This is a genomic window from Mycolicibacterium chubuense (assembly GCF_001044255.1).
Classification (GTDB): Bacteria; Actinomycetota; Actinomycetes; order Mycobacteriales; family Mycobacteriaceae; genus Mycobacterium; species Mycobacterium chubuense.
This window is the reverse complement of record NZ_JYNX01000036.1, coordinates 140597-166138: the sequence shown is the minus strand read 5'-3', so window position 1 is coordinate 166138 and position 25542 is coordinate 140597. Positions and strand designations below refer to the sequence as shown.

The window sequence follows — 25542 nt, the reverse complement described above, 5'->3', positions numbered from 1 at the left end:
TCTGGAGGCTAACACTTCGTTAGATTGAACAGTCAGTCAGGATGCTCTGGAGAGGTCATCGATGTCCCACAACTACGACGCTCTCGTGATCGGCGGCGGTCACAACGGCTTGGTGTCGGCGGCCTATCTGGCCCGGTCCGGGGCTCGCACGCTGGTGCTCGAGTCGCGCGGTTCGCTCGGTGGCGCGGCCACCACGGAGGCACCGTGGGAGGAGGCTCCCCATTTGCGCGTGACGCGGCTGTCCTACGTCATGAGCCTGATGCCGCCCACGATCGTGCGGGAACTGCAGTTGCAACGCCATGGTTACAAGGTGCACCCGATGGGTCCCTATTATCAGGCGTTTCCCGAAGGTGGTTCGCTGACGATCTACGAGGACGACCCGGCGCGCACCTACGAGCAGCTGGCGAGGTGGTCGAAGAAGGACGCCGAGGCGTGGCCGAGATGGAACGCGTGGCTGGAGGGCATCGCCGATGTGATGGGCCCCCTGCTCACCCAGGTGCCGCCTGCCATCGGCTCGCGCCGGCCGTCCGACCTGCTCGATCTGGCCAAGCTGGCGTGGAGCCAGCGCGGGCTGACCGTGCGGACCACTGCCGACGTCACCCGGCTGTTGACTATGAGCATCGCCGACCTTCTCGACGATTGGTTCGAATCCCCCCAGATCAAGGGCGCGCTGGCCGTCAACGGCGTGATCGGCACCTGGGCCGGACCCTACGAGCCGGGCACCGCATACGTGATGGCCCACCACTCGATCGGCGACGTCGGCGACGGTCAGCTCGGCAGCTGGGGTTACCCCGAGGGCGGGATGGGTGCGGTGTCGGAAGCCATCGCGGCGTCGGCGCGCAGCTTCGGCGCCGAGATCCGCACCCGCGCCCGGGTGGCACGGCTGCTCGTCCGCGGCGGCGCGGTCCACGGCGCCGTCCTCGACAGCGGCGAGGAGATCACCGCGCCGTTGGTGGTCACCACGCTGCACCCGAAAACGGCTTTCCTCGAGCATGTTCCGCGCACCGAGCTGCCCGAGGACTTCGTCACGGACATCGAGCGGTTCAAGACTCGCAGCGGCGTGGTGAAGATCAATCTGGCACTGGGTGAGCTTCCGAACTTCACCGCCGATCCCAGCAGCGGGCAGGCCGAGCATCACACCGGCTCGGTCGAGATGGCGCCGACGATGGAGTACATCGAGGCCGCGTTCCAGGACGCCCGGGCAGGACGCCCCGCACTGATGCCGTTCAGTGACGGCGTGATCCCGACGACACTGGACACGACGCTCAATCCCGATGGCACGCATATCATGTCGCTGTTCACCCAGTGGGTGCCCGCTGACTGGGCGAACGCGCCGCACACCCAGGAACTCGACGCGTACGCCGATCGGCTGATCGATCTCTACGACCAGGTCGCCCCGGGCTTCAAGGCCTCGATCCTGCACCGCGACATCGTCGGCCCGCACGAGATGGAACAGGAGTACGGGCTGATCGGCGGCAACATCTTCCACGGCGAGCTCTCCCTGGAGCAGCTGTTTCACATGCGGCCCGCCCCCGGCTATGCCGACTACCGCACGCCGATCTCCGGGCTGTACAACGGCAGCTCCGGAACGCACGCGGGCGGCGGCGTGTGCGGGATCCCGGGCTGGCAGGCCGCGCGGGCGGCGCTGGCGGACACGAAGAAGAAGCGCTTCAGGTCGAGATGAGTGCTCGCGCCGAGGCCGTCGCCACCATGCTGGGGGCCCGGTCGATCGCGGTGGTCGGCGCCAGCCCGCGACCCGACAGTTTCGGTGCGCGGATGGTGGCCGAGGCTTTCCGGGGCTGCGCGCGGGTCCACCTGGTCAACCCACGCTACGACAGGATCGGCGAACACCGCTGCGCCCCAACGCTGGCCGACCTCGACGAGCCTGTCGATCTGGTGCTGCTGGGCGTCCCGGACGCCGTGCTCGTCGAGCAGCTCAGCGCCGCCGCCGACGCGGGGGCTCGCTCCGCGGTCGTGTTCGGCTCCGCGCACGGACGGCGCGCGCAGGTCGCCGAGGTGGCGCGGGCCGCGGGAATGGCGGTGTGCGGAGCGGGATGTATGGGGTTCGTGAACTCCGTTGACGGTGTGCGGGCACTCGGATATCTGGAGCCCGATCCGTTGCCGCCCGGGCCGGTCAGCCTGGTCACCCACTCCGGCTCGGCGTTCTCCACTCTGCTGCGCGCCCGTCGCGGATTCGGCTTCCGGCTCGCGGTGTCGTCGGGGCAGGAACTGGTCACCGATACCGCCGACTACGTCGATCACGCGCTGCGCGACGACGGCACCCGGCTCATCGCGCTGCTCCTGGAGACGCCGCGCTCGGTGCCCCGACTGCGCGCGGCGCTGGTGCGTGCCGCCGACGCCGATGTCCCGGTGATCATCCTGACCATCGGCGGCTCACCACGAGGCAGCGCGATGGTCGCCGCGCACTCCGGAGCGCTCGCCGGCGGCCGCGCCGCATGGCAGGCGTTCTGCACCGCGACCGGTGCCGTGCACGTCACCGACATGGCCGAGTTCACGGACACCATCGAGCTTTTCGCGTCGGGCCGGCGCTCCCGGGGCGGCGGCATCGCGACGGTCCACGATTCGGGTGCCGAACGGGCGCTCACGGCCGACCTCGCGGACGATCTCGGGGTGGACTTCGCGGCGTTGACGCCCGACACGACGGAGACGGTCGCCGCGCTGCTCGACGACGGGCTGACGCCGACCAATCCGCTCGACGTCTGGGGCACCGGGGCCGACACCCGCAACCTGTTCGGGGGGTGTCTGCGTGCGATTGCCGAGGATCCCACGGTGGCGGTCACCGCGCTGGCGGTGGATCTGGTCACCGAGTTCGACGGTGACACGGCCTACGCCGACGCCGTGACCGACGTAGCCAAGCAGACCGATGCGCCGCTGGCGGTGCTCGCCTCGGTCGCCTCGGCGATCGACCGGCCCACCGCGCAACAATTGCGTGACAACGGTATTCCCGTTCTGGAGGGACTGCGCAGCGGCCTGGCGGCGATGGGTCACCTGGCGGCGTGGCCGCGGCCGATCGATCGCGCACCGACCGCCGGGCCGGGGCCGACGGCGGCGACGGGGTTCGACCTGCTGGGCCACTACGGCATCCCGGTGGTCCCGACCCGCACGATCGACAGCGTGGAGTCCGCCTGTGAGGCGGCCGCACAGATCGGCTACCCGGTGGTGGCGAAAACCGCTGCTGTGCAGCACAAGAGCGATGTCGGGGGAGTGCGTCTCGGCATCGCCGACGAGTCGGCCCTACGCGAAGCCTATGGCGACCTCGCCCGGCTGGGACCCGCGGTGACGGTGTCGGCGATGGCGGCCCCGGGGGTGGAGGTGTCGGTCGGCTTCGTCTGTGACCCGGCGTTCGGGCCGCTGGTGGTCGTCGCCGCCGGCGGCACGCTGGTCGAATTGCTCGCCGACCGGGTGCTCGCCTGCCCGCCGCTGTCGCGAGATCGTGCGCGGGAACTGCTGGCGGCGTTGCGGATTCGCCCGCTTCTCGACGGCTGGCGCGGCGCACCGCCCGCCGATGTCGACGCGCTGGCCGACGTGGTCGTCGGCTTCGGTCAGATGGCCGTCGACCTCGCGGACCGCTACGCCGCCGTGGAGGCGAACCCGGTGATCGTGTCGCCCGGCGGGGCGATCGCGGTCGACGTGCTCACCGTCGAGCGCGGGGATCAGAACACCACGTAGACCTTGCGAAGGGTTTCGTGGATCACCCAGGTGCCCGTCCAGCCGAGGGGGAACACCGCGATGTCCCCGGCGCCGACCTCGAGCGGCTCACCGCCGTCGGGGGTGACGGTCATCCGGCCCGACAGCACGTAGATCACCTCGTTCTCGTCCTGGCGCCAGTACGACGGGCCGGGGCTGCACTGCCAGATGCCTGCCGATTGCGCACCTTCGACCCACAGTTCGACGCCGTGCACCGTCATCGGACCTTCGGTGGCCTCGGCCAGCGGACCCCAGTCCTCGAGTTCGGCGTCGGCGGCGCCGGGCAGCAGCGAGGTCAGGATGGCGTTCGTCATCGGGCAAGAGCCTCCGTGGTCTCGGGGAAGGGCAGGGAGATCGGTTCGGGCGCCACCCGACTGTGTCCGTCCGCGTCGAAGCGGTCAAGCCCCAGATCGGTCAGATCGAGCCAAGTGCACGCGCCGTCCCGCGCGAGATCCGCCGCCACCTGCGCGACGGCCGGGCCCCACATCATGCCGTGGCCGGCAGCGCTCGCGACCACGGTGCCGTCCACCGGTCCGTCGTCGGTGAGCAACGGCCCGAGGATCGGGAGGTGGTCGGCGGTGTAGTCGATCGTGGCGGCCCACGTCCGACGCAGGCCCACCCCCGCCGCTGCGGGGAACAACGTCTCGAGACGGGCCAGCGCGGTGTGGTAGTAGGCGTTGTCGAACGACGTCGCGACACCCGGTGGTTCGTCGGGGTTGCTCATCCCCCAGAGCAATCCGCCGGCCTCGCCGGGTCGCCAGTAGATGCCGGAGGTCACGTCGAACACCATCGGCAGCGTGTCCACGTCGACGTCCGGCAACGGTGACGTGACGACCACCTGGTGCCGGGTACCGCCGGCGGGGATCCGGGCGCCGGCCCGCGCCCCGACGTCGGCGAGTTGCGGACCGCCCGTCAGCACCACCCGGGCGGTGTCGATCGGCCCGTCCGAGGTGTCCACCCCGACGACCCGGCCGGCGGAGACTCGCAGGCCGGTGAACGCGCAGCGTTCGCGGACGTCGACGCCGCAGGCGGTCAGCGCGGCGGTGTAGGCCAGCACGTTGCGTGGGGCGTCGATGTAGCCGTCGCCGGGGGCGTACGACGCACCGCGTGTCACCCCGGGGGCGAGACCTGTTCCGCGACTGTCGATATCGTCGCTCGAGAGCCATTCCACGTCGAGTCCGAGGGAGCGCTGCAGGGCGATCCGATCGTGTGCGGCCGCGACGTCGGCGTCGCTGAAACACGGCATCAGGTAGCCCTGGGCGACGAAGCCGCAGTCGAGGGGGAACCGGTCGCCGCTCGCGGCATAGAACTCCTGGGTGCGCAGGCCCAGTCGGATCGCGGTCTCGGTGCCGCCCTGTGCACGCACCATGCCCGCCGCGCGGCTGCTGGCGCCGTCACCAAGCGTCCGCGCCTCGAGCAGCACGACGTCGAGATCGCTGTTCTCGGCGAGCAGGACGGCCGTCCACGCCCCAACCGTGCCACCGCCGACCACCACGACGTCCGCGCTTCCGAAGCTGGTCATAGTACGGAACGCTGACATAGACTGAACGCTCAGTCAAGAGGAGAGGCGGGCCGGATGTACGGGTTGACCGACGAGGATCTGCGCATCCGCGACACGGCCCGCGAGTTCGTCGAATCGCTGATGCCCCACGAGGTGGAGGCCGAGCTCGCGGGCGGCATGCTGCCCAAGGAGGTCACCGCCGAGCACCGGGCGCGCGCACTGGCCAGGGGGCTGTACGCGACCAACATGCCGGCCTCGGTGGGCGGCGCGGGATGCACGGCGCTGCAGCAGATCCTGGTGCAGGAACAGTGCGGCCGGGTCACCAACGGGCTGGGCTGGGTGATGGCGACCCCACCGCAGTGGTGGCCCGACGTCGCGACCGAGTACCAGATGCAGCGCTGGCTGCTGCCGACCGTGCGCGGTGAAAAGCACGAGGCGTACGCGATCACCGAGGAGTTCGCCGGCTCGGACACCTCGGCGCTGCAGACCACCGCGCGCCGGGACGGCGACGAGTACGTGATCGACGGGGTGAAGTGGCACGTCACCTCGTACAACCTCGCCGACTACGTCTTCGTCGAGGCGGTGCTGCCCGACGGCCCGCATGCAGGCGACCACGTGCTGCTCGTGGTCGACCTGCCCTGGCCGGGGGTGGAAGTCGTTCGCTCGCCCAAGTATTCGCACAACATCGCCGACGAGCACCCGATCGTCGCGTTCCGGGAGGTGCGGGTGCCGGTGGACAACCTCGTGGGAACCGAGGGCGGCCCGATGACCTTCACGCAGGACTGGTTCCGCTTCGAACGGATGATGGTCGCCGCGCGATGCGTCGGCGCGGCGCAGCGTCTGCTCGACGAGGTCACCGTGTTCGCGCAGGAGCGCATGGTGGGCGGCCGACCGCTGGGTGAGCACCAACTCGTCGCGGGCATGCTCGCCGACAGCGCCACCGAACTGTTCGCCGCGCGCACGATGCTCTACGAGGTGGCCCGGGCCATCGACGCCGGCCATGATCGCAAGACGCTGCACGGTCAGGCGTCGATGGCCAAGCTGTACTGCTCGGAGATGGCGGGCCGGGCGGCCGACCGGGCGGTGCAGATCTTCGGCGGCCGCGGCTACATGCGGGAGAACGTCGCCGAGCGGCTGTTTCGGGAGCTGCGGGTGGAGCGGATCTGGGAGGGCGCCAGCGAGATTCAGCGCCTCATCGTGGGGCGTCAACTGATGAATCGGGGTCCGGCCGCGTTGCTCGATCCGGTCTGAAGCCGAGCAGCCGCATGCCGTGATAGATCACCAGCGCGGCGATCGATCCGAGCGCGATCCCGGTGAACTGGAGATCGCCTGCGGTCCACGTGAAGTCGGCGATACCGATGACCAACGGGATGGCCGCGGTCATCTGGTTGACCGGCTGGGAGAAGTCGACGTGGTTGGTCAGCCAGATCCGCACGCCGAGGATGCCGACCAGTCCGTACAGCACGACCGTCGCCCCGCCGAGCACGCCGGGCGGGATCGCCGAGATCGCGGCGCCGACCTTGGGGCACAACGACAACAGGATCGCGACGGCCGCCGCGACCCAGTACGGCGCCGTCGAGTACACCCGCGTGGCCGCCATCACCCCGATGTTCTCGGCGTAGGTGGTGGTGGCCGAGCCGCCGCCGAACCCGGCCAGTGTCGTCGCGACGCCGTCGGCCGCCAGCGCGCGGCCCATCAGCGGGTCCATGTCGCGCTGGGTCATCTGCCCCACCGACTTGACGTGGCCGATGTTCTCGGCGATCAGCGCCACCACGGCGGGCAGGAACAGCGGCAGCACCGACAGCGAGAACGTCGGGGCCTGGAACTCCGGCAGCCCGATCCACGGGGCGGCCGCGATGCCCGAGGTGTCGACGTCGCCGAGCACCAGCGCCAGCACGTAACCCGCAGCGACCGCGAGGAAGATGGCCAGCCGGCCGATCATGCCGCGGAAGAAGGCCAGCACCGCCACCAGCAGCACCAGGGTGACCAGGCCCAGCACCGGGCCCTTCTCGAAGTTCGTCTTGGCCACTGGCGCCAGGTTCAGCCCGATCAGCGCGACGATCGCGCCCGTCACGACGGGCGGCAGGGTCAGGTCGATCCAGCGGGTGCCCGCGACGTGCACGACGACGCCGACGAGGATCAGCAGCACCCCGACGGCGATGATGCCGCCCAGCGCGCTGCCCGCCCCGTCCGAGGCGACCGCCGCGGTGATGGGCGCGATCACCGAGAAGCTCGACCCCAGGTAGCTGGGAAGCCGGTTGCCGGTGATCAGCAGGAACAGCAGCGTGCCGACACCGGAGAACAGCAGCGTGGTGGCGGGCGGGAACCCGGTCAGGACCGGCACCAGGAAGGTGGCGCCGAACATCGCGACGACGTGCTGGGCGCCCAGCCCGATGGTGCGGGGCCAGCTCAGCCGTTCGTCGGGTGCGACGACGGCGTCGGGATCGGCGTGCGAGTCGACACGTTTCCAGGTGACGGGCATCTGCGAGACTCTAGTGAATGTGGCTGCCTCCGTTGATGTCAACGGTGGTCCCGGTGAGGTAGCTCGCGTCGTCACCGGACAGGAAGGTGATCACCGCGGCGACCTCCTCGGTGGTCGCGGTCCGGCCGACGGGGATGTCGGCGGCCAGTTTGGCCTCCTGCTCGTCGGTGGAGCCGACCCGGATGTTGGTGTCGACCGCACCCGGGGTGACCGCGTTGACGGTGACGCCGGTGTCGGCGATCTCGCGGGCCAGCGCCTTGGTGAAGCCGAGGATCGCGGCCTTGGCCGACGAGTAGGGCACCTTGCCGAACACCCCGCCGCCGCGCTGTGCGGACACCGAGGACATGTTCACGATGCGGCCCCAGCCGTGGGCGATCATGTCCGGCAGGAACGCGCGGGTCACCAGGTAGGTACCGGTGGCGTTGACGGCCATCACGGTGTTCCACAGCTCGAGCGTGGTCTCCAGGAACGGGACGGGGGAGGTGATCCCCGCGATGTTGGCGAGAGCGCCGACGGGCGGCAGGTTGCCCGACGCCACCTCGGCGGCGACCGCCTCGTGGGCGGCGTCCACCGACTCCTCGGAGGTGACGTCGATCGCGCACCCGAAGGCGGGCACCGCGTACTGGTTGCCGATGTCGGCGGCCACCTTGGCCGACCTCTCGCCGTCGAGGTCGAGGATGACGACGGCCCAGCCCTCGCGGGCATAACGCTGCGCGACGGTCATGCCGATGCCGCGCTCGGAGGTGGCGCCGGTGATCACTGCGGTTCTCATGTCAGGTGTCTCCTAGATCAGTTCGGAAATCAGGTGCGCGGCAGCGGCCGTCGCCTCGGGTCGGTGGTCGTCGCCGATGTCCCGGGTCTCGAGTTCCAGCGAGAAGTGGCCGTGATAGCCGGCGTCGGCCAGCGCCTTGAGGCCGCGGCCGAAGTCCACGGCGCCGTTGCCGACGGAGAGGTTGATGTTCCCGGGCACCGCGTCGCGGATGTGGACGTGGGCGATGCGCGGGCCGAAGCGGGCGACGTAGTCGAGCGGGTCACCGCCGGAGGCGACGATGTGACTGAAGTCCATGACGATGCCCACCTCGGCGCCGAACCTGCTCGTGAGCGCCTGCGCGCGGTCGATGTCGAAGCACAGCCGGTAGAAGTGCAGCGACTCGGTCCACAATTCGACGCGCGCGGCGGCGGCCACGTGCGCGGCGGCGATGAGCTCGTCAGCCACCCGGTCGAGGTCGTCGTCCAGTGACGCGACCGGTTCGTGGTCCAGACCCCCGCAGGGCAGCACGAGCGCGCGCGCCCCGGTGGCGGCGGCCAGCGCGACGAGCATGTCGAGGTGCCGGCGGCGCGCCGCCGTCTCGTCGGGGGTCAGGGGCGCGTTCAGGTCGCCGATGTCGCCGTTGATCGAGCGGACCCGCACGCCGGAGCCGGACACGGCGGCCGCGACAGTGCGGACGGCATCGTCGTCCAGAACGTAGGGCACGTGGTCGCACACGCCGGGCAGGGCGCCGAGGTCGAGGGCGCCCGCAGAGTTCCGCCTCGAACGCTCGACGCGAATTTGGGGTCCTCGGCATAGAGCGCGCTCTCGATCTGGTCTAGCATGCGCTGCTCATGATCGGAGAGTGGCATTCGTCCCTCCCTCTTGCCGTGGGGGCGTCGCAGTCGTTCAACGTCAGGCGTGGCCCCNACCTCCTGTGATGACGGCCACAGTAGCGCAGTCGACTGTTGACAGTCAACTACCGACCGCCACCTTGTGTTGACTGTTGACATTGGAGTGCGCGGGTGCTCACACTGGGTGACCTAGGCCACTGTTGACCGTCGACAGTGACGCAGATCTTTGAAAGGATGGCCATCATGAGCGATGACGCTCTGACGATGCGGGGCCCGGTGCACGGCACACCGGACGCCAAGCGGGTCGCGATCGGTTCCGGGGTGGGCGCGGTCATCGAGACCTACGACTTCATCGGGTTCGGTACCGCCGCCGCGCTGTACTTCGGCCACGCGTTCTTCCCGAACTCCAGCCCGGTCGCCGGCACGCTGGCCGCCTTCGCGACCCTCGGCGTCGGGTTCGCCGCCCGCCCGCTCGGCGGCATCATCGGCGGGCATCTCGGCGACAAGGTCGGCCGCAAGCCGGTGCTGGTCGCCTCGCTGATCGTGATGGGACTGGCGACGTTCGCGATCGGCCTGCTGCCCACCTACGCCGCGGTCGGGGTGCTGGCGCCGATCCTGCTGGTCACCGTGCGCATCATCCAGGGCCTGGCGTTCGGCGCCGAATGGGGCGGCGCGATCCTGATGAGCTACGAGCACGCCCCGTGGAAGCAGAAGGGCCGCTACACCGGCATGGTGCAGGCGGGCTTCCCGGTGGGCCTGCTGCTGGCCAACCTGGTGTTCCTGGTCAGTGTCCACCTCGGCGGCGACTGGGCATGGCGGGTGCCGTTCCTGGCCAGCATCGTGCTCGTCATCGTGGGCCTGATCATCCGTGCCAAGGTTCCCGAGTCCCCGGTCTTCGAGAACGTGAAGGACAAGGGGGCCATCGTCAAGGCGCCGATCGTCGAGGTCGTCAAGAAGGACTGGCGAAACATCGTGCGCGGCATAGGCCTTCGCATCGCCGAGACCGCCGGATACGCGGTCTCCATCACCTACATGATCAGCTACCTCAAGAGCGCGGAGCTGGCCACCAAGACCGAGACCCTGGTGGCGCTGTGCATCGCGTCGTTCCTCGGCATCTTCGCCACGATGGCATGGGCCCGGCTCACCGACAGAGTGGGGCGGCGGCCCGTGTACATCGCTGTGTGCGCGTTCGGAATTCCGTTCGGCGTGCTGATGTTCCTGCTCGTCAACACCGGGCTGATGGTGCTCATCGTCGCGACCTTCGTCATCGCCTACGGCGTCTGCCAGAATGCGCTGGCGGGAGCGCAGGGCGCATGGTTCCCCGAGCTGTTCACCGCCAACACCCGCGCCTCGGGAGCCTCACTGGCCTACCAGATCTCGGCGATGGTGTCCGGCTTCACCCCGTTCATCACCACGCTGCTCTACGAGGGATTCGGCTGGGTGGGGCCGGCGCTGCTGTTCTCCGGCTACGCCGCGATCGGGTTGTGGGCCGCGCTGGCCACCCGCGAGACCTGGGGACCGGCCGAGCGTAAGGCCGCCGACATCGCCGCCCGCCAGTCCCACGCGCTGGCCGGCTGATGCGCGCGCAACGGGTGCGTGACGCTGCCTACCGGATGCGTCACCACGTGCTCGACATGGGCGAGGCGCAGGGCCAGGGCTACGTCGGTCAGGCCCTCGGGGCCGCCGACATGCTCGCCGCCGTGTACGTCGACCAGCTCACCTACCGTGCCGAGGATCCGCACTGGGAGGGTCGCGACCGGTTCCTGCTCTCGACGGGCCACTATGCGATCGGCCTCTACGCCGCACTCGCCGAGGCCGGCATCATCGGCGCCGACGAGCTCGACAGCTACGGCTCGGACGACTCCCGGCTGCCGATGTCCGGAATGGCAAGCTACACACCGGGGATGGAGATCTCCGGCGGGTCGCTCGGGCACGGCCTCACGGTCGCGGTGGGCATGGCCCTGGGTCTGCGCCACCAAGGGTCGCAGGCCCGGGTGATCAATTTTCTGTCCGACGGCGAGCTCGACGAGGGCTCGACGTGGGAGGCCGCGATGGGCGCGTCGCATCATCGGCTGGGGAACCTGGTCGCGATGGTGGACATCAACGCGCTGCAGGCCGACGGTCCCACGGTCGGCGTGCTGCGGACCGAACCCGTGGTCGACAAGTGGGCCGCCTGCGGGTGGCACGTGCAGCGGGTGGACGGCAACGATGTCGACGCCCTCCTGGCCGCGTTCGACGGGATCAGCACCGAGCAGCCCTCGGTCATCCTGTGCGACACCACAATCGGCCGCGGCGTGCCGATGCTCGAACAGCGGGAGAAGGCGCACTTCATGCGCATCGACGCGGACGAGTGGCAGATCTGCCGCGACCAGCTGACCGAAGGCTATCGAGGAGTACCGGCATGACCTCTGGAACCAAGCTCAAGACCTCGGCGATGATCGCGTCGTTCGCCGATCCGGGTCAGAAGACGACGCCGGCTCCGTTCGGGCACGCACTGGTCGAGGCCGCCCGGCGCGACGACCGCATCGTCGGGCTGACCGCCGACCTCGGCAAGTACACCGACATGCACATTTTCGCCCAGGCCTTCCCTGACCGCTTCTTCCAGATGGGCATGGCCGAGCAGCTGCTGTTCGGCGCCGCCGCGGGCATGGCCGAAACCGGGCTGGTGCCGTTCGCGTCGACCTACTCGGTGTTCGCGGCGCGGCGCGCCTACGACTTCATCTGCCTCGACATCGCCGAGCCGAACCTCAACGTCAACGTCGTCGGCGGGCTGCCCGGCCTCACCACCGGATACGGTCCGTCGCACCAGGCGACCGAGGACGTCGCAATTTTTCGGGGCATGCCGAACCTGACGATCGTGGATCCGTGCGATTCGGTCGACATCGAGCAGGCCGTGCCGCAGTTGGCCGAGCACCCGGGCCCCACGTACCTGCGGTTGCTGAGAGGACAGGTGCCCTGTGTCCTTGACGAGTACGACTACCGCTTCGAGCTGGGTAAGGCGAAGGTGCTGCGCGGCGGGGCGGACGTCGTGTTGATCTCGTCGGGGCTGATGACAATGCGGGCGCTGCAGGCGGCCGAGCAACTGGCGGACCACCATGTGGACGTCGCCGTGGTGCACACGCCGACCATCAAGCCGTTCGACGCGGAAACCGTTCTCGCGCAGGTCGACTCGGACCGGCTGGTGCTCACCTGTGAGAACCACACCGTGGTCGGCGGTCTCTTCGAGACGGTGGCCGGGGCGGCGGTGCGGCGGGGCATCGGCACACAGATCACCCCGATCGGCCTGCCCGACGAGTTCCTCGCCGCCGGAGCGCTGCCCACGCTGCACGAGCGCTACGGCCTGTCGACGGCGCGGATCGTCGCGACCGTGCTGGAGCGACTGTAGGCTGATGTCGACAGCCAAATGTTGACAGTCAGGGAGCCCTTCATGTCGGTCGAGTCGACGTCGCTGCTGCGGCTGGAGAAGACCAGCCTCCGGGAGCAGGCGCTGACCGCGCTGCGACGGGCCATCACCACCGGCGCGCTGACGCCCGGCACCCACCTCGTGGAGACCGAACTCTCCGAAGCACTGCAGATCAGCCGGGGCACGCTGCGGGAGGCGATGCGTCAGCTCCAGCAGGAGGGGCTCATCTCGGCGGGCGCTCGGGGCCGACTGTCGGTGCGTCACCTCGACGCGAAGGAGATCACCGACATCTTCGACGTCCGGGCGGCGCTGGAATCGCTGGCCGCCACCCTGCTGGCCGCGCGGTCCGACCGCGCGGAGACCGCGCAGGTGCTGCGCCGTGCCGTCGAGGACATGGATCGGTGGTCGGCCTCCAACCTGGAGGACCGCATCGAGGCCGACCTGAGATTCCACCGGACCATGTGCCAGCTGACGGGCAACGAGACACTGGTGCACTCCTGGTCGTCGCTGGAAGGCAGCATCCGGATGTCCATCATGTTCGCCGGGGTGGACCGGGCGCTGAAGAACATGGACGTCCACCGTCATCTCGCGATCGTCGACGCCATCGAGGCCGGCGACGGCACCGCCGCGGCGGCCACGGTGCGCGAGCACATGGCCGGTGCGGCCGCCAATCTCGTCTGAGAAGCGCCCCCGTCAAGACAACTCAGGGGCGGGCGCCGAGGTGAGATACAGGCCACATGCTGGGCCTTGTGTGTCGCGGCTCCCGCGGAGTCGGGGATTCCGAGCGAAACCCGTAAAGAGGTCGCACGGGACCGTCAAAAAGGCATAAAGATCCTGGCGGACGCCCCCGCCCGAGCAGATGCTGATTGCGGCCTGCGAGATCCGCGGGCCCACGCTCGTGTGGGAGAACCCATGGCAGTTGTCATTTTCCTGGTGCTGACGGCGGCGGTCTTCGCCCTCCTCGGCCTGGTGCAGAGGCTGGTCGAGCGGCTGTGAGCTACGACAACATCGTCGGCTTGGTGCTCGCGGTCCTCATCGCCGTCTTCCTCTTCGCCGCCCTACTCTTTCCCGAGAGGTTCTAGTGAGTTCGACCACCGCGGGGATTCTCTTCCTCGTCTCGCTCGTCCTCGCACTGGCGGTCGTCCATGTGCCGCTGGGCGACTACATGTATCGCGTCTACGCCTCCGAGAAGCATCTCGGCGGGGAGCGCGTGATCTACCGACTGATCGGCGCCGACCCGAAGGCGGAGCAGACCTGGGGCGCCTACGCCCGCAGCGTGCTCGCCTTCTCGGCGGTCAGCATCCTGTTCCTCTTCGTCCTGCAGCTCGTGCAGGGCAGGCTGCCACTGCACCTCAACGACCCGGCGACCCCGATGACCCCGGCGCTGGCGTGGAACACCGCGGTCAGCTTCGTGGCCAACACGAACTGGCAGGCCTACTCCGGTGAGTCCACGCAAGGCCACCTGGTGCAGATGGCCGGCCTCGCCGTGCAGAACTTCGTCTCCGCCGCCGTCGGCATGGCCGTGGCGATGGCGTTCGTGCGCGGGCTGGCCCGCCGCAACACCGGCGAGCTCGGCAACTTCTGGGTCGACCTGGTGCGGGGCTGTGGCCGGATCCTGTTGCCGATCTCCTTGATCGGCGCGATCGTGCTCATCGCCGGCGGAGTGATCCAGAACTTCGCGCTGCACGATCAGGTGGTCAGCACGATCGCCGGTGGCAGCCAGGTCATCCCGGGCGGCCCCGTCGCCAGCCAGGAAGTCATCAAGGAACTCGGCACCAACGGCGGCGGCTTCTTCAACGTCAACTCCGCGCATCCGTTCGAGAACCCCACCACGTGGACGAACTGGGTCCAGATCTTCCTGATCCTCGTGATCGCCTTCTCACTGCCGCGCACGTTCGGCCGCATGGTCGGCAGCAAGAAGCAGGGCTATGCGATCGTCGCCGTGATGGGCGTCATCGCGACGATCAGCTGGAGCCTGACCCTGCTCTTCCAGCTGCAGGCGCACGGCACGGTGCCGACCGCGGTGGGCTCTGCGATGGAAGGCGTGGAACAGCGCTTCGGAGTAGCCGATTCGGCGGTGTTCGCCGCGTCGACCACACTGACCTCCACGGGCGCGGTGAACTCCTTCCACGACTCCTACACCAGCCTCGGCGGCATGATGACGATGTTCAACATGCAGCTGGGCGAGGTCGCGCCCGGCGGTGTCGGCTCGGGCCTGTACGGCATGCTGATCCTCGCGGTCATCACGGTGTTCATCGCCGGTCTGATGGTCGGACGCACGCCGGAGTACCTGGGCAAGAAGATCACCCCGCGCGAGATCAAGTTCGCGGCAACGTATTTCCTGATCACTCCGCTGATCGTGCTGACCGGGACCGCCGTCGCGATGGCGATGCCGGGGCAACGCGCGGGCATGCTCAACACCGGTCCGCACGGACTGTCGGAGGTGCTGTACGCGTTCACCTCCGCGGGCAACAACAACGGCTCAGCCTTCGCAGGCATCAGCGTCAACACCGAGTGGTACAACACCGCGCTCGGCCTGGCCATGGTGTTCGGCCGGTTCCTACCGATCATCTTCGCGCTCGCGCTGGCCGGTTCGCTTGCCCGCCAGGGCAAGACGCCGGAGTCCATCGGCACGCTGCCCACCCACCGGCCGCAGTTCGTCGGCATGGTCGCCGGCGTGACGCTGATCCTGGTCGCCCTGACCTTCCTGCCCATGCTCGCGCTCGGGCCCCTCGCTGAAGGAATTCACTGATGTCTGTCACCACCATCGACGCCGCGCAGGAAAAGCACGCGGCATCGGCGCCGTCCGGCAAGATGCAGGGCGGGTTGCTGGATCCGAAGATGCTCTGGAAGTCGTTGCCCAGCGCTGTGATCAAGCTGGATCCCCGCTCGCTGTGGCGCAATCCGGTCATGCTCATCGTCGAGCTGGGCGCGGTCTGGAGTACCGTCCTGGCAATCGCGGACCCCACCTGGTTCGGCTGGCTGATCGTGATATGGCTCTGGCTCACCGTCGTTTTCGCCAATCTGGCCGAAGCCGTCGCCGAAGGCCGCGGCAAGGCGCAGGCGGAGTCGCTGCGCAAGACCAAGACCTCCACGATGGCACGCAGGCTCGTCGACTGGCAGCCGGGCGCACACGGGCGTGAGGAGGAGGTGGCAGCCCCTCTTCTGCAGCAGGGCGACGTCGTGGTCGTCGAAGCGGGACAGGTGATCCCGGGCGACGGCGACGTCATCGAGGGCATCGCCTCGGTGGACGAGTCGGCCATCACGGGTGAGTCCGCGCCGGTGATCCGAGAATCCGGCGGTGACCGATCGGCGGTCACCGGCGGCACCACCGTGCTCTCGGACCGCATCGTCGTGCGGATCACCCAGAAGCCGGGCGAGAGCTTCATCGACCGGATGATCTCCCTGGTCGAGGGTGCAAACCGGCAGAAGACCCCCAATGAGATCGCACTGAACATCCTGCTCGCGTCGCTGACGATCATCTTTGTGTTCGCAGTCGCGACGCTGCAGCCGTTGGCGATCTACTCGAAGATGAACAACCCCGGGGTGCCGGACAATCTGGCGCTCAACGGAAACGGTGTCACCGGAATCGTGATGGTGTCGCTGCTGGTGTGCCTGATCCCCACCACCATCGGGGCGCTGCTCTCGGCCATCGGCATCGCCGGAATGGACCGTCTGGTGCAGCGCAACGTGCTGGCCATGTCCGGCCGTGCGGTCGAGGCGGCCGGTGATGTGAACACCCTGCTGCTCGACAAGACCGGCACCATCACGCTGGGCAACCGGCAGGCCGCGGCGTTCGTGCCGCTCGAGGGCGTCACCGAGGCGCAGCTCGCCGATGCGGCCCAGCTGTCCAGCCTGGCCGACGAGACACCCGAGGGCCGATCCATCGTGGTGTTCGCCAAGCAGCAGTACGGGCTGCGGGCCCGCACCCCAGGTGAGCTCGCGCACGCGCACTGGATCGAATTCTCGGCCACCACACGGATGTCCGGCGTCGATCTGAAAGACGTCGGCGACGAGCACCAACTGCGCAAGGGCGCAGCCGCGTCGGTTGCCGAATGGGTCCGCTCCCACGGCGTCGACGTGCCGACCCAGCTCGGTGACGTCGTCGACGGCATCTCCGCCGCCGGCGGCACCCCGCTGGCCGTCGGCGAGGTGCGCAACGGAACCGCGAGGATGCTCGGCGTCATCCACCTCAAGGACGTCGTCAAGCAGGGTATGCGCGAGCGTTTCGACGAGATGCGCCGCATGGGCATCCGCACGGTGATGATCACCGGCGACAACCCGTTGACCGCCAAGGCCATTGCCGACGAGGCCGGTGTCGACGACTTTCTCGCCGAGGCCACCCCCGAAGACAAGATGGCGCTGATCAAGAAGGAGCAGGCCGGCGGCAAGCTCGTCGCGATGACCGGTGACGGCACCAACGACGCGCCCGCACTGGCCCAGGCCGACGTCGGTGTGGCGATGAACAGCGGCACCTCGGCGGCCAAAGAGGCCGGCAACATGGTCGATCTCGACTCGGACCCGACCAAGCTGATCGAGATCGTCGAGATCGGCAAGCAGTTGCTGATCACCCGCGGTGCGTTGACGACGTTCTCCATCGCCAACGACATCGCGAAGTACTTCGCGATCATCCCCGCGCTGTTCGTCGGGCTGTTTCCCGGCCTGGACCTGCTCAACATCATGCGGCTGCACAGCCCGCAGTCGGCGATCCTGTCGGCGGTGATCTTCAACGCCCTGGTGATCGTCGCGCTGATCCCGCTGGCGTTGCGCGGTGTGCGCTACACCCCGAGCAGCGCCTCGAAACTGTTGAGCCGCAACCTCTCCATCTACGGCCTCGGCGGGATCATCGCACCCTTCATCGGGATCAAGCTGATCGATCTGGTCGTCCAACTCTTCCCAGGAATGTGAGATGAACTTTTCCAGCCTCCTTCGTCAACACTGGGCGGCGCTGCGCGCGCTGCTCGTCCTCACCGTGATCCTCGGGATCGCCTACCCGGTGTTCATCTGGATGGTGGCCCAGCTGCCCGGTCTCGCGCACCGCGCGGATGGCTCGGTCGTCGAGGTCAACGGTGAACCGGTGGGCAGCAGCCTGATCGGCCAATCGTTCACCGCAGCTGATGGCAAGGCGCTTCCGCAGTACTTCCAGAGCAGGCCGTCCGCGGCGGGCGATGGCTACGACCCGATGGCCACCAGCGCCAGCAACCTGGGGCCGGAGAGCATCGTCGACACGCCGGACAAGGCCAGCCTGCTGACGCTGGTCTGCTCACGCAGCAAGGCCGTCGGCGAGCTCGAGGGCGTCGACGGGTTGCGGCCCTACTGCACCGGCGGCGGTGTCGGCGCGGTGCTGTCGGTCTTCGGTCCGCGCGACGCGCGCGGCGCCGTCGTCGACCCGACCCGGGTGGTCAGCGTCAACGAAGCATGCGACACCGTCTCCACCCCGTTCGTGGACACCTACGAGGGCGTGCGCGTCGAGTGCGCGAAGTCCGGCGAGGACTACAGCGCCGGCCAGATAGTGCCGATCCGCGGAAGCGCACCGGCCGACCCGGCCGTTCCCGCCGACGCGGTGACAGCGAGCGGCAGCGGCCTGGATCCGCACATCTCACCGGCCTACGCCGACCTGCAGATCAACCGGGTCGCGCAGGCGCGCGGGGTGTCGCCGGAGGCGATCAGGGCAGTCGTCGCCGACCACACCTCCGGCCGCACTCTGGGGTTCCTCGGCGAGCCGCGCGTCAACGTGCTGGAATTGAACCTCGCCCTCGACGAGCAGTATCCCGCCAGGAGCTGAATTCAGCGTGCCGGAGTCGCCTGATCCAGTCGGTCACAAGCCGAAACGCGGGGAGCTGCGCATCTACCTCGGCGCAGCTCCCGGCGTCGGCAAGACCTACGCCATGCTGGGCGAGGCGCACCGGCGCCTGGAGCGGGGGACCGACCTGGTGGCCGGTGTGGTCGAGACCCACGGCCGCAAGAAGACCGCCGAACTTCTCGAGGACATCGAGGTCATCCCGCCGCGCTACATCTCCTACCGCGGCAGCCAATTCCCCGAACTCGACGTTCCGGCGATCCTGGCGCGCAAGCCCCAGGTCGTCCTGGTCGACGAACTCGCCCACACCAACACCCCGGGCAGCAAGAACGCCAAACGCTGGCAGGACGTCGAGGAACTCCTTGATGCGGGGATCACCGTGGTCAGTACGGTGAACGTGCAGCACCTGGAGAGCCTGAACGACGTCGTCACCCAGATCACCGGGATCGAGCAGCAGGAGAAGGTGCCCGACGAGGTGGTGCGCGCCGCCGATCAGATCGAGCTGGTCGACATCACCCCGGAAGCGTTGCGCCGCAGACTTTCTCACGGGAATGTCTACGCGCCCGAGCGGATCGACGCGGCGCTGTCGAACTACTTCCGCCGGGGCAACCTCACCGCGCTGCGCGAGCTGGCGCTGCTGTGGCTGGCCGATCAGGTCGACGCGGCGCTGGCGAAATATCGGGAAGAGAACGACATCACCGCGACCTGGGAGGCGCGCGAACGTGTCGTTGTCGCGGTCACCGGTGGTCCGGAGTCGGAGACGTTGGTGCGCAGGGCCTTTCGCATCGCGTCCAAATCCAGCGCCGATCTGATGGTGGTGCACGTCGTCCGCGGCGACGGCCTGTCCGGTGTGTCCGCGTCCCACATGGGCAAGGTCCGCGAAGTCGTGGCCAGCCTGGGCGCGACGCTGCACACGGTCGTCGGTGACGACGTGCCCGCCGCGCTGCTGGACTTCGCCCGCGAGATGAATGCCACCCAGCTGGTGCTCGGCACGTCCCGGCGATCCCGGTGGGCACGCATCTTCGACGAGGGCATCGGGGCGACGGTCGTTCAGGACTCCGAGAAGATCGACGTCCACATGGTCACGCATCCGGAGGCCGCACAGGGCTTCCGGTGGTCCTCGCTGGCGCCGCGACGCAACAGCCACCTGGTGTCCTGGCTGGCCGCGGTGATCGTCCCCATCGCCATCTGCGCCCTGAGCGTCTTCGTGCTGGACGCCTTCCTCGCCGTCAGCGGGGAGAGTGCGGTGTTCTTCGTCGGGGTTCTCGTCGTCGCGCTCCTCGGCGGCGTGGCCCCGGCAGCAGTGTCGGCGGTGCTGTCCGGTCTGCTGCTGAACTATTTCCTGGTCGAGCCCCGCCACACCTTCACGATCGCCGAACCCGACAGCGCCATCACCATCGTGGTGCTGCTGATGGTCGCCGTGGCCGTCGCCGCCCTGGTCGACAGCTCGGTCAACCGCAGCCGGGAGGCGCGCCGTGCGTCTCAGGAGGCGGAACTGCTGGCCTTGTTCTCCGGGTCGGTGCTGCGCGGCGCCGACCTCGACACCCTGCTCGAGAAGATCCGCGAGACGTACTCACAGCGCGCGGTCAGCCTGATGCGCCGCGACGGCGACGGTGAGCGCATCGTGGGCTGCGTCGGCGTGGACCCGTGCGTCGACGTCGAGACCGCGGACACGGCGATCGAGGTGGGTGACGACGAGTTCTGGCTGCTGCTCGCGGGTAAGACACTGCCCGCCCGGGACCGCCGGGTGCTGACCGCGGTCGCCAAACAGGCTGCCGGTCTGGTCCGGCAGCGGGAACTGGCCGCGGAGGCGGGGCAGGCGGAGGCGATCGCGCAGGCCGACAACCTGCGGCGGTCGCTACTGTCGGCCGTCAGCCACGACCTGCGTACTCCGCTGGCCGCAGCCAAGGCCGCCGTGTCCAGCCTGCGCGGCACCGACGTCGCCTTCTCTGAGGAGGACACCGCCGAGTTGCTCGCCACCATCGAGGAATCGATCGATCAGCTCACCGCGCTGGTCGGCAACCTGCTCGACTCGTCGCGGCTGGCCGCCGGCGTGGTCCGCCCCGAACTGCACCAGGTGTACCTGGAGGAGACGGTGCAGCGCGCGCTGCTCGGCATCAGCCGGGGAACCACCGGGTACGGCCGCGCGGAGCTCGAACGGGTCAAGGTCGACGTCGGCGACGAGGTCGTGATGGCCGACGGCGGCTTGCTCGAACGCGTGCTGGCCAACCTGATCGACAATGCGCTGCGGTACGCACCCGACGGTCCGGTGCGCGTTTCGGCCGGACGGGTCGGCGATCGTGTGCTGATCGCGGTCGCCGACGAGGGACCGGGTATCGCGCGCGGCAGCGAGGAGCAGATCTTCGACGCGTTCCAGCGGCTCGGCGACCAGGACAACAGCACCGGCGTCGGTCTTGGCCTGTCGGTGGCTCGCGGTTTCGTCCAGGCCATGGGCGGGTCGATCTCGGTCGGGGACACTCCCGGCGGCGGTCTGACGGTCGAGATCGACCTCGCAGCGCCCCAGGAGGGGCGGCCATGACGCGCGTGCTGGTGATCGACGACGAACCTCAGATCCTGCGGGCGTTGCGCATCAATCTGTCGGTGCGCGGATACGACGTCAGGACGGCGGCCACCGGCGCCGAGGCGCTGCGGGCCGCGGCGGATTTCCGGCCCGATGTGGTGGTGCTCGATCTCGGGCTGCCGGACATGAGCGGGATCGACGTGCTGGGTGGACTGCGCGGCTGGTCGTCCGTGCCGGTGCTGGTTCTCTCGGCGCGCACCGACGCCTTCGACAAGGTGGCCGCTCTCGACGCCGGCGCCGACGACTACGTCACCAAGCCGTTCGGGATGGACGAGTTCCTGGCCCGCTTGCGGGCGGCGGTGCGCCGGTCGACCAGCACCGAGACCAGCGCCGAGCCGATCGTCGAAACCTCCTCGTTCACCGTGGATCTGGCGAACAAGGTGGTCACCAAGAACGGCCGGCAGATCCATCTGACACCGACCGAATGGGGCATCCTGGAGATCCTCGTCCGCAACAGCGGCAAGCTCGTCACCCGCGAACAGTTGCTCACCGAGGTGTGGGGACCCACCTACGCGAAATCCAGTCACTACCTTCGGGTGTATCTGGCCCAGCTGCGTCGCAAGCTCGAAGACGACCCCTCCCACCCGATCCACCTGCTCACCGAAGCAGGGATGGGGCACCGCTTCCGGCCCTGATGAGGTCTTCGGCTTCGCGGTCGAGGCGCCTGTTCAGGAAGCGGCAGGTGAGCAGCACCAGCGACGTAGGCGCCACGACAGCGAGGACTGCGAGCAGATCGGCCATGGCTCCACTGTCACGTCGCACGGGCACCGGAGGCCAACGTCTTGACGGTATCCCTACGCCCGGAAGCCGAGTCCTAACGTTTCGCCCTTCGGGCCTGCGCCGCGTACGTGACCATGCCCACACACACCACCGCGGCGCCGGCCAGCACCGAGCTCAGCGGCAACGTGAAAGCCAGTGTCAGGCAACCGATCAGGCCCACCGTCGGCAGCACGCGCCGGCCCAGCGTCAGCGCTGACGCGTTGGCGATCGCGTAGTAGAGCAGCACGCCGAAGGACGAGAACCCGATCGCGGCGCGAAGATCGACCAGGGCGGTCACCACCGCGACCACGGCGCCCACCGCCAGCTCGGCGCGGTACGGCGTGCCGTGGTGGGGATGTACCGCGGCCAGCGGGTGCGGCAGACGGCGGTCCCGCGCCATCGCCAGCGTGGTGCGGGACACCCCGAGCAGCAGCGCCAGCAGGGCGCCCAGCGCGCCGATCGCCGCGCCGGCGCTGACCACCGGCACCAGACCGGCGAACCCCGCCGCGCGCACGGCCTCGGACAGCGGCGCACCGGCGGCGGCGAGACGGTCGCTGCCCAGCTGGGCGAGCACTGCCACGGCGACCGCGGCGTACACCACCAGGGTGATGCCCAGTGCGAGCATCACGGCGCGCGGGATGGTCCTGGCCGGGTCGCGCACCTCCTCGCCGAGCGTCGCGATGCGGGCGTAACCGGCGAACGCGAAGAACAGCAGACCGGCGGCCTGCAGCACCCCGTAGAACGACGTGTCGCCACCCGCCAGCCGAGCGGCGTCGGCGTCCCCGGAACCCAGCACCAGCACCACGACCATCGCCAGCACGGCCAGCACCACGGCCACGATCACGCGGGTCAGCAGCGCCGACTTCTGCACGCCCGCATAGCTGATCGCCGTCAGCGCCACCACCGACGCCACCGCCACCGCGGTGGCGTGCGCCGGCCACGCGTAATGCCCGACGGTGAGCGCCATCGCCGCACACGACGCCGTCTTGCCGACGATGAAGCTCCACCCCGCGGTGTGCCCCCAGAACGGCCCGAGACGCTCCCGGCCGTAGACGTAGGTGCCGCCCGAACTCGGATAGCGGGCGGCCAGCCACGCCGAGGACATCGCGTTGCAGCACGCCACCACCGCGGCGAGCGCCAGGCCGATCAGCAGCCCCGTTCCGGCCGCGGCCGCGGCGGGCGCGAGCGCCACGAAGATGCCGGCCCCGATCATGGAGCCGAGTCCGAGGACGACGGTGTCGAGGGTGCCGAGACGTCGCTGCAGGGCGTTGTCACCCGGCCCGGAGGCGCTCACGCGCACACGGTAGCGCTATTTCTGGCGGACCACATTCCCGCCGAGGTACAGCAGGTAGGCGACCAGGCCGAGCAGCGCGAACTTGCGGGTTCTGCGCGCGGCGATGCCCAGGCCGACGGCCGTCTCGATCCCGCCGTCGATGTACACGTGGGTGCGGGTGTTCGTCGGGAACGCGGGCTTGGTGAAGCCCTCGTAGACCTGCGGCACGACGAAATGGGACAGGCCCGTTCCGGCGAGGACGAGGCCGGCCACCTTCGCGGCACGTGAATTCTGTTCGGGCACTGGGGGTCCTAACTGATCTGGTAGTCGCTGAGCGGGAATTCCGATGCTTCGGTGATCGCGTCGCGCGTCGACATCGGCCGCAGCAGGCTCGGTTCGCCGTGCGGGTTGAAATAGTACGACCGCGACGATGCGCAGTTGCCCAGTGTCCACAGCGAGTCGCCGAGCAGCTCGGTCATCCGGTCCAGATAGTCGGCGTTGGCCTGCTCGGTGACCTCGAAGGTGGTGGCGCCGCGGCGCTGCAGCTCACCGAAAAGCCGTTCCATCAGCCGCATCTGGTATTCCATGGTGTTGAAGAAGTTCAATCCGAGGAATGCGTACGGACTGGCCAGGGACAGGTAGTTCGGGAAGTAGGGCATCGAGACGCCCTGGTAGGCCTGGAAGCGATTCTCCCGCCACCACTTCCCGAGGTTGCGGCCCTCGCGGCCGATCACCTCGATGGCGGGGAAGTTGGCCTCCCACAGGTCGAATCCGGTGGCGAGCACCAGGGTGTCGATGACGGTCTTGGTGCCGTCGGCGTTGACGATGCCGTCGGCGGCGACGTGGTCGATGCCGTCGCTCTGCAGATGCACGTGCGGTTTGGTGAACGTGCGGAAGTAACTGTTGGAGAAGGTCGGCCGCTTGCACCCGATGTCGTAGTCCGGTGTCAGCCGGCGCCGCAGGTCCTTGTCGCGGACCTGGATGAACTGATTGATCTTGCACAGGTCCATCGCCGAGATGTTCAGCCGGCGGAACAGCGGGACCCGGTAGTGCACCACGCCGACGTTGATCATCATCTCGTAGATGGTGTCGGTGATCGCGCGAACGATGCGCTGCGTCAGCGGGATCCGGGCGAACAGTCGCTTGGCGCGCTCCGAGATCCGGAAGTCGAGCTTGGGGGCGACCCAGATCGGGGTGCGCTGGTAGACCGTGAGGTCGGCGGCCTTCTTCGCCAGCTCGGGGATGAGCTGCACGGCCGTCGCGCCGGTGCCGATGATGCCGACCCGCTCACCCGTCGGATCGTAGGAGTCGTCCCAGGCGGTGGTGTGCAGCACCCGCCCGTCGAACGTCTCGATGCCGGGGATCTCGGGCAGGCGCGGCTGGGACAGGAAGCCGGTGGCGGTGAACAGGTACCGCGCCGTCAGCGTCTCGCCGTCGGCGACGGACACCTGCCAGGCCTGCGCCTCCTCGTCCCAGCGGGCGCCCTGGACGACGGTCCGGAACCGCATGTGCCGGCGCACGTCGTACTTGTCGGCGACGTCGTCGGCGTACTGCTTGATCTCCGTGCCGGTGGAGAACAGCCGCGACCAGTTCGGGTTCGGCTCGAAGAAGTAGGAGTAGGTGGTGGTCGGAACGTCGACCGCCAGCCCGGGGTAGTGGTTGACGTACCAGGTACCGCCCAGGTCGTCTTCCCGGTCGAGGATCACGAAGTTCTCGTAGCCCATCCGCTTGAGCTGGATGGCGGCCCCGATTCCGGCGAATCCGGCCCCTACGATGACCGCGTCGTACTGCACCGAAGTCATGCAGTAGACGGTACTAGAGGTCCCCCCAAACGCGGGATCAGCCCTTGAGGGAACCCGCGCGTGGCGGCTGCAGCGTGGCGATGCAGGTGACGGCGCGGTCTCCGCTGGCCCAGGTCTCGGCGGTCGGATAGAGCACGTAGAGCTGCACCGTGTCGTCGGTCATCGCCGCCGGGGAGTAGCTCGCCAGCTCGGGCCCGCACTTCTCGCTGTGTGCCTCGACGGCCGCCTGCCCGGGGAAATCCCCGTCGGGCAAGGTCAGCACCGCGAACACCTCGCCGGCGTGGGGCTGGTCGCACGCGATGGTCTGCACCCGCAGCACCTTGTCGCCGTCGGGGATCTCGGCCAGGCAGTCGCCGACCTTCACGTCGGTCGCGGTGACGTTGCCGGAACTGGTGACTCCCCACACGATCACCCCGCCGACGACGACCAGCAGCACCACGGCCACCAAGCCGCCGATCACCCACCACAGGGTCTTCCTGCTCTTCTGCGGCGGTGGGTAGGGGCCGGGTTGTCCCTGGTAAGGCAGGGGAGGAGGGGGAGGCGGCGGGTAGGCGCCGTACGGGCCCCCGGGACCGTACGGCGGAGGTCCGTACGGTGGTGGCGGTGGGGGTGGCCCCGGCGGAGTCGTCAC

Annotated in this window: 22 protein-coding genes and 1 pseudogene; 13 read left to right on the top strand and 10 right to left on the bottom strand. The window is 68.9% G+C overall.

Annotated features, from left to right (window positions below; all coding sequences use genetic code 11):
* The first annotated feature begins 61 nt into the window (after positions 1–61).
* On the top strand, positions 62–1684 hold the full coding sequence (locus MCHUDSM44219_RS14095; protein ID WP_048418862.1) for a phytoene desaturase family protein: 1623 nt from the start codon (positions 62–64) through the stop codon (positions 1682–1684).
* Positions 1681–3690: an acetate--CoA ligase family protein gene (locus tag MCHUDSM44219_RS14090; protein ID WP_048418947.1), complete on the top strand. Its 2010-nt coding sequence runs from the start codon at positions 1681–1683 to the stop codon at positions 3688–3690. The genes MCHUDSM44219_RS14095 and MCHUDSM44219_RS14090 overlap by 4 nt, the downstream gene beginning before the upstream one ends.
* On the opposite strand, the gene MCHUDSM44219_RS14085 is transcribed toward MCHUDSM44219_RS14090, so the two are convergent.
* On the bottom strand, positions 3675–4022 hold the full coding sequence (locus tag MCHUDSM44219_RS14085; protein ID WP_048418861.1) for a cupin domain-containing protein: 348 nt from the start codon (positions 4020–4022) through the stop codon (positions 3675–3677). The genes MCHUDSM44219_RS14090 and MCHUDSM44219_RS14085 overlap by 16 nt on opposite strands.
* On the bottom strand, positions 4019–5230 hold the full coding sequence (locus tag MCHUDSM44219_RS14080) for an NAD(P)/FAD-dependent oxidoreductase (protein WP_048418860.1): 1212 nt from the start codon (positions 5228–5230) through the stop codon (positions 4019–4021). The genes MCHUDSM44219_RS14085 and MCHUDSM44219_RS14080 overlap by 4 nt, the downstream gene beginning before the upstream one ends.
* Before the next feature lie 54 nt (positions 5231–5284).
* On the opposite strand from MCHUDSM44219_RS14080, the gene MCHUDSM44219_RS14075 reads away from it, so the two are divergent.
* A complete protein-coding gene (locus MCHUDSM44219_RS14075) occupies positions 5285–6460 on the top strand; it encodes an acyl-CoA dehydrogenase family protein (protein ID WP_048418859.1) in 1176 nt (391 codons plus the stop codon).
* Here the strand turns inward: MCHUDSM44219_RS14075 and MCHUDSM44219_RS14070 are convergent.
* The 4 genes and pseudogenes from MCHUDSM44219_RS14070 to MCHUDSM44219_RS28925 form a co-directional block, all read right to left on the bottom strand.
* The gene (locus tag MCHUDSM44219_RS14070) at positions 6402–7691 is read right to left on the bottom strand and encodes a uracil-xanthine permease family protein (protein ID WP_048418858.1); all 1290 of its coding nucleotides are present in this window, start codon (positions 7689–7691) and stop codon (positions 6402–6404) included. The two genes, MCHUDSM44219_RS14075 and MCHUDSM44219_RS14070, sit on opposite strands and share 59 nt — an antisense overlap.
* A gap of 10 nt (positions 7692–7701) precedes the next feature.
* The gene (locus tag MCHUDSM44219_RS14065) at positions 7702–8463 is read right to left on the bottom strand and encodes an SDR family NAD(P)-dependent oxidoreductase (RefSeq protein ID WP_048418857.1); all 762 of its coding nucleotides are present in this window, start codon (positions 8461–8463) and stop codon (positions 7702–7704) included.
* Positions 8464–8475: 12 nt separating this feature from the next.
* The gene (locus tag MCHUDSM44219_RS14060; protein WP_330218624.1) at positions 8476–9165 is read right to left on the bottom strand and encodes a sugar phosphate isomerase/epimerase family protein; all 690 of its coding nucleotides are present in this window, start codon (positions 9163–9165) and stop codon (positions 8476–8478) included.
* A 29-nt stretch (positions 9166–9194) separates the two neighbouring features.
* A pseudogene (locus MCHUDSM44219_RS28925) lies at positions 9195–9311 on the bottom strand (DUF3040 domain-containing protein); the annotation flags it as partial.
* A 225-nt stretch (positions 9312–9536) separates the two neighbouring features.
* Here MCHUDSM44219_RS28925 and MCHUDSM44219_RS14055 point away from each other — a divergent pair.
* The 10 genes from MCHUDSM44219_RS14055 (at position 9537) to MCHUDSM44219_RS14005 (ending at position 21712) form a co-directional block, all read left to right on the top strand.
* Complete coding sequence (locus MCHUDSM44219_RS14055) at positions 9537–10871, top strand: MFS transporter (RefSeq protein ID WP_048418946.1); 1335 nt, start codon at positions 9537–9539, stop codon at positions 10869–10871.
* Complete coding sequence (locus MCHUDSM44219_RS14050; protein WP_048418855.1) at positions 10871–11698, top strand: transketolase; 828 nt, start codon at positions 10871–10873, stop codon at positions 11696–11698. Before MCHUDSM44219_RS14055 ends, MCHUDSM44219_RS14050 begins: the two co-directional genes overlap by 1 nt.
* Positions 11695–12678: a transketolase family protein gene (locus MCHUDSM44219_RS14045; protein ID WP_048418854.1), complete on the top strand. Its 984-nt coding sequence runs from the start codon at positions 11695–11697 to the stop codon at positions 12676–12678. The genes MCHUDSM44219_RS14050 and MCHUDSM44219_RS14045 overlap by 4 nt, the downstream gene beginning before the upstream one ends.
* 42 nt (positions 12679–12720) lie before the next feature.
* The gene (locus MCHUDSM44219_RS14040; protein ID WP_048418853.1) at positions 12721–13377 is read left to right on the top strand and encodes a GntR family transcriptional regulator; all 657 of its coding nucleotides are present in this window, start codon (positions 12721–12723) and stop codon (positions 13375–13377) included.
* 311 nt (positions 13378–13688) lie between these two features.
* Entirely contained in the window at positions 13689–13778 is a 90-nt protein-coding gene (gene kdpF / locus MCHUDSM44219_RS14030) for a K(+)-transporting ATPase subunit F (RefSeq protein WP_048418851.1), read from the top strand.
* Complete coding sequence (gene kdpA, locus MCHUDSM44219_RS14025) at positions 13778–15448, top strand: potassium-transporting ATPase subunit KdpA (protein ID WP_048418850.1); 1671 nt, start codon at positions 13778–13780, stop codon at positions 15446–15448. Before kdpF ends, kdpA begins: the two co-directional genes overlap by 1 nt.
* Positions 15448–17604, top strand: a complete 2157-nt coding sequence (kdpB, locus tag MCHUDSM44219_RS14020) for a potassium-transporting ATPase subunit KdpB (protein ID WP_048418849.1) — start codon at positions 15448–15450, stop codon at positions 17602–17604. Before kdpA ends, kdpB begins: the two co-directional genes overlap by 1 nt.
* Position 17605: 1 nt before the next feature.
* Complete coding sequence (locus tag MCHUDSM44219_RS14015; protein WP_048418848.1) at positions 17606–18481, top strand: potassium-transporting ATPase subunit C; 876 nt, start codon at positions 17606–17608, stop codon at positions 18479–18481.
* Positions 18482–18488: 7 nt separating this feature from the next.
* Positions 18489–21035: a DUF4118 domain-containing protein gene (locus tag MCHUDSM44219_RS14010; RefSeq protein ID WP_048418847.1), complete on the top strand. Its 2547-nt coding sequence runs from the start codon at positions 18489–18491 to the stop codon at positions 21033–21035.
* Positions 21032–21712 carry a response regulator gene (locus MCHUDSM44219_RS14005; RefSeq protein WP_048418846.1) on the top strand — a complete coding sequence of 227 codons (681 nt, stop codon included), beginning with the start codon at positions 21032–21034 and terminating at the stop codon, positions 21710–21712. The genes MCHUDSM44219_RS14010 and MCHUDSM44219_RS14005 overlap by 4 nt, the downstream gene beginning before the upstream one ends.
* A gap of 179 nt (positions 21713–21891) precedes the next feature.
* Here the strand turns inward: MCHUDSM44219_RS14005 and MCHUDSM44219_RS14000 are convergent, their stop codons facing one another.
* Genes MCHUDSM44219_RS14000 through MCHUDSM44219_RS13985 form a run of 4 tightly spaced genes read right to left on the bottom strand, consistent with a single transcriptional unit; the run spans position 21892 to position 25542 of the window.
* Complete coding sequence (locus tag MCHUDSM44219_RS14000) at positions 21892–23100, bottom strand: APC family permease (RefSeq protein WP_048418945.1); 1209 nt, start codon at positions 23098–23100, stop codon at positions 21892–21894.
* 45 nt (positions 23101–23145) lie between these two features.
* The gene (locus MCHUDSM44219_RS13995) at positions 23146–23412 is read right to left on the bottom strand and encodes a DoxX-related protein (protein WP_048418845.1); all 267 of its coding nucleotides are present in this window, start codon (positions 23410–23412) and stop codon (positions 23146–23148) included.
* An 8-nt stretch (positions 23413–23420) separates the two neighbouring features.
* A complete protein-coding gene (locus MCHUDSM44219_RS13990; RefSeq protein ID WP_048418844.1) occupies positions 23421–24911 on the bottom strand; it encodes a flavin-containing monooxygenase in 1491 nt (496 codons plus the stop codon).
* Positions 24912–24948: 37 nt separating this feature from the next.
* Positions 24949–25542, bottom strand: coding sequence for a septum formation family protein (locus tag MCHUDSM44219_RS13985; RefSeq protein WP_048418843.1), 594 nt, complete (start codon positions 25540–25542; stop codon positions 24949–24951).

Excerpts from the sequence above, each read along its gene's own strand:
- MCHUDSM44219_RS14095 (WP_048418862.1), top strand. The coding sequence starts at position 62 with ATGTCCCACAACTACGACGCTCTCGTGATCGGCGGCGGTCACAACGGC.
- MCHUDSM44219_RS14090 (WP_048418947.1), top strand. The coding sequence starts at position 1,681 with ATGAGTGCTCGCGCCGAGGCCGTCGCCACCATGCTGGGGGCCCGGTCG.
- MCHUDSM44219_RS14085 (WP_048418861.1), bottom strand. The coding sequence starts at position 4,022 with ATGACGAACGCCATCCTGACCTCGCTGCTGCCCGGCGCCGCCGACGCC.
- MCHUDSM44219_RS14080 (WP_048418860.1), bottom strand. The coding sequence starts at position 5,230 with ATGACCAGCTTCGGAAGCGCGGACGTCGTGGTGGTCGGCGGTGGCACG.
- MCHUDSM44219_RS14075 (WP_048418859.1), top strand. The coding sequence starts at position 5,285 with ATGTACGGGTTGACCGACGAGGATCTGCGCATCCGCGACACGGCCCGC.
- MCHUDSM44219_RS14070 (WP_048418858.1), bottom strand. The coding sequence starts at position 7,691 with ATGCCCGTCACCTGGAAACGTGTCGACTCGCACGCCGATCCCGACGCC.
- MCHUDSM44219_RS14065 (WP_048418857.1), bottom strand. The coding sequence starts at position 8,463 with ATGAGAACCGCAGTGATCACCGGCGCCACCTCCGAGCGCGGCATCGGC.
- MCHUDSM44219_RS14055 (WP_048418946.1), top strand. The coding sequence starts at position 9,537 with ATGAGCGATGACGCTCTGACGATGCGGGGCCCGGTGCACGGCACACCG.
- MCHUDSM44219_RS14050 (WP_048418855.1), top strand. The coding sequence starts at position 10,871 with ATGCGCGCGCAACGGGTGCGTGACGCTGCCTACCGGATGCGTCACCAC.
- MCHUDSM44219_RS14045 (WP_048418854.1), top strand. The coding sequence starts at position 11,695 with ATGACCTCTGGAACCAAGCTCAAGACCTCGGCGATGATCGCGTCGTTC.
- MCHUDSM44219_RS14040 (WP_048418853.1), top strand. The coding sequence starts at position 12,721 with ATGTCGGTCGAGTCGACGTCGCTGCTGCGGCTGGAGAAGACCAGCCTC.
- kdpB (WP_048418849.1), top strand. The coding sequence starts at position 15,448 with ATGTCTGTCACCACCATCGACGCCGCGCAGGAAAAGCACGCGGCATCG.
- MCHUDSM44219_RS14015 (WP_048418848.1), top strand. The coding sequence starts at position 17,606 with ATGAACTTTTCCAGCCTCCTTCGTCAACACTGGGCGGCGCTGCGCGCG.
- MCHUDSM44219_RS14005 (WP_048418846.1), top strand. The coding sequence starts at position 21,032 with ATGACGCGCGTGCTGGTGATCGACGACGAACCTCAGATCCTGCGGGCG.
- MCHUDSM44219_RS13990 (WP_048418844.1), bottom strand. The coding sequence starts at position 24,911 with ATGACTTCGGTGCAGTACGACGCGGTCATCGTAGGGGCCGGATTCGCC.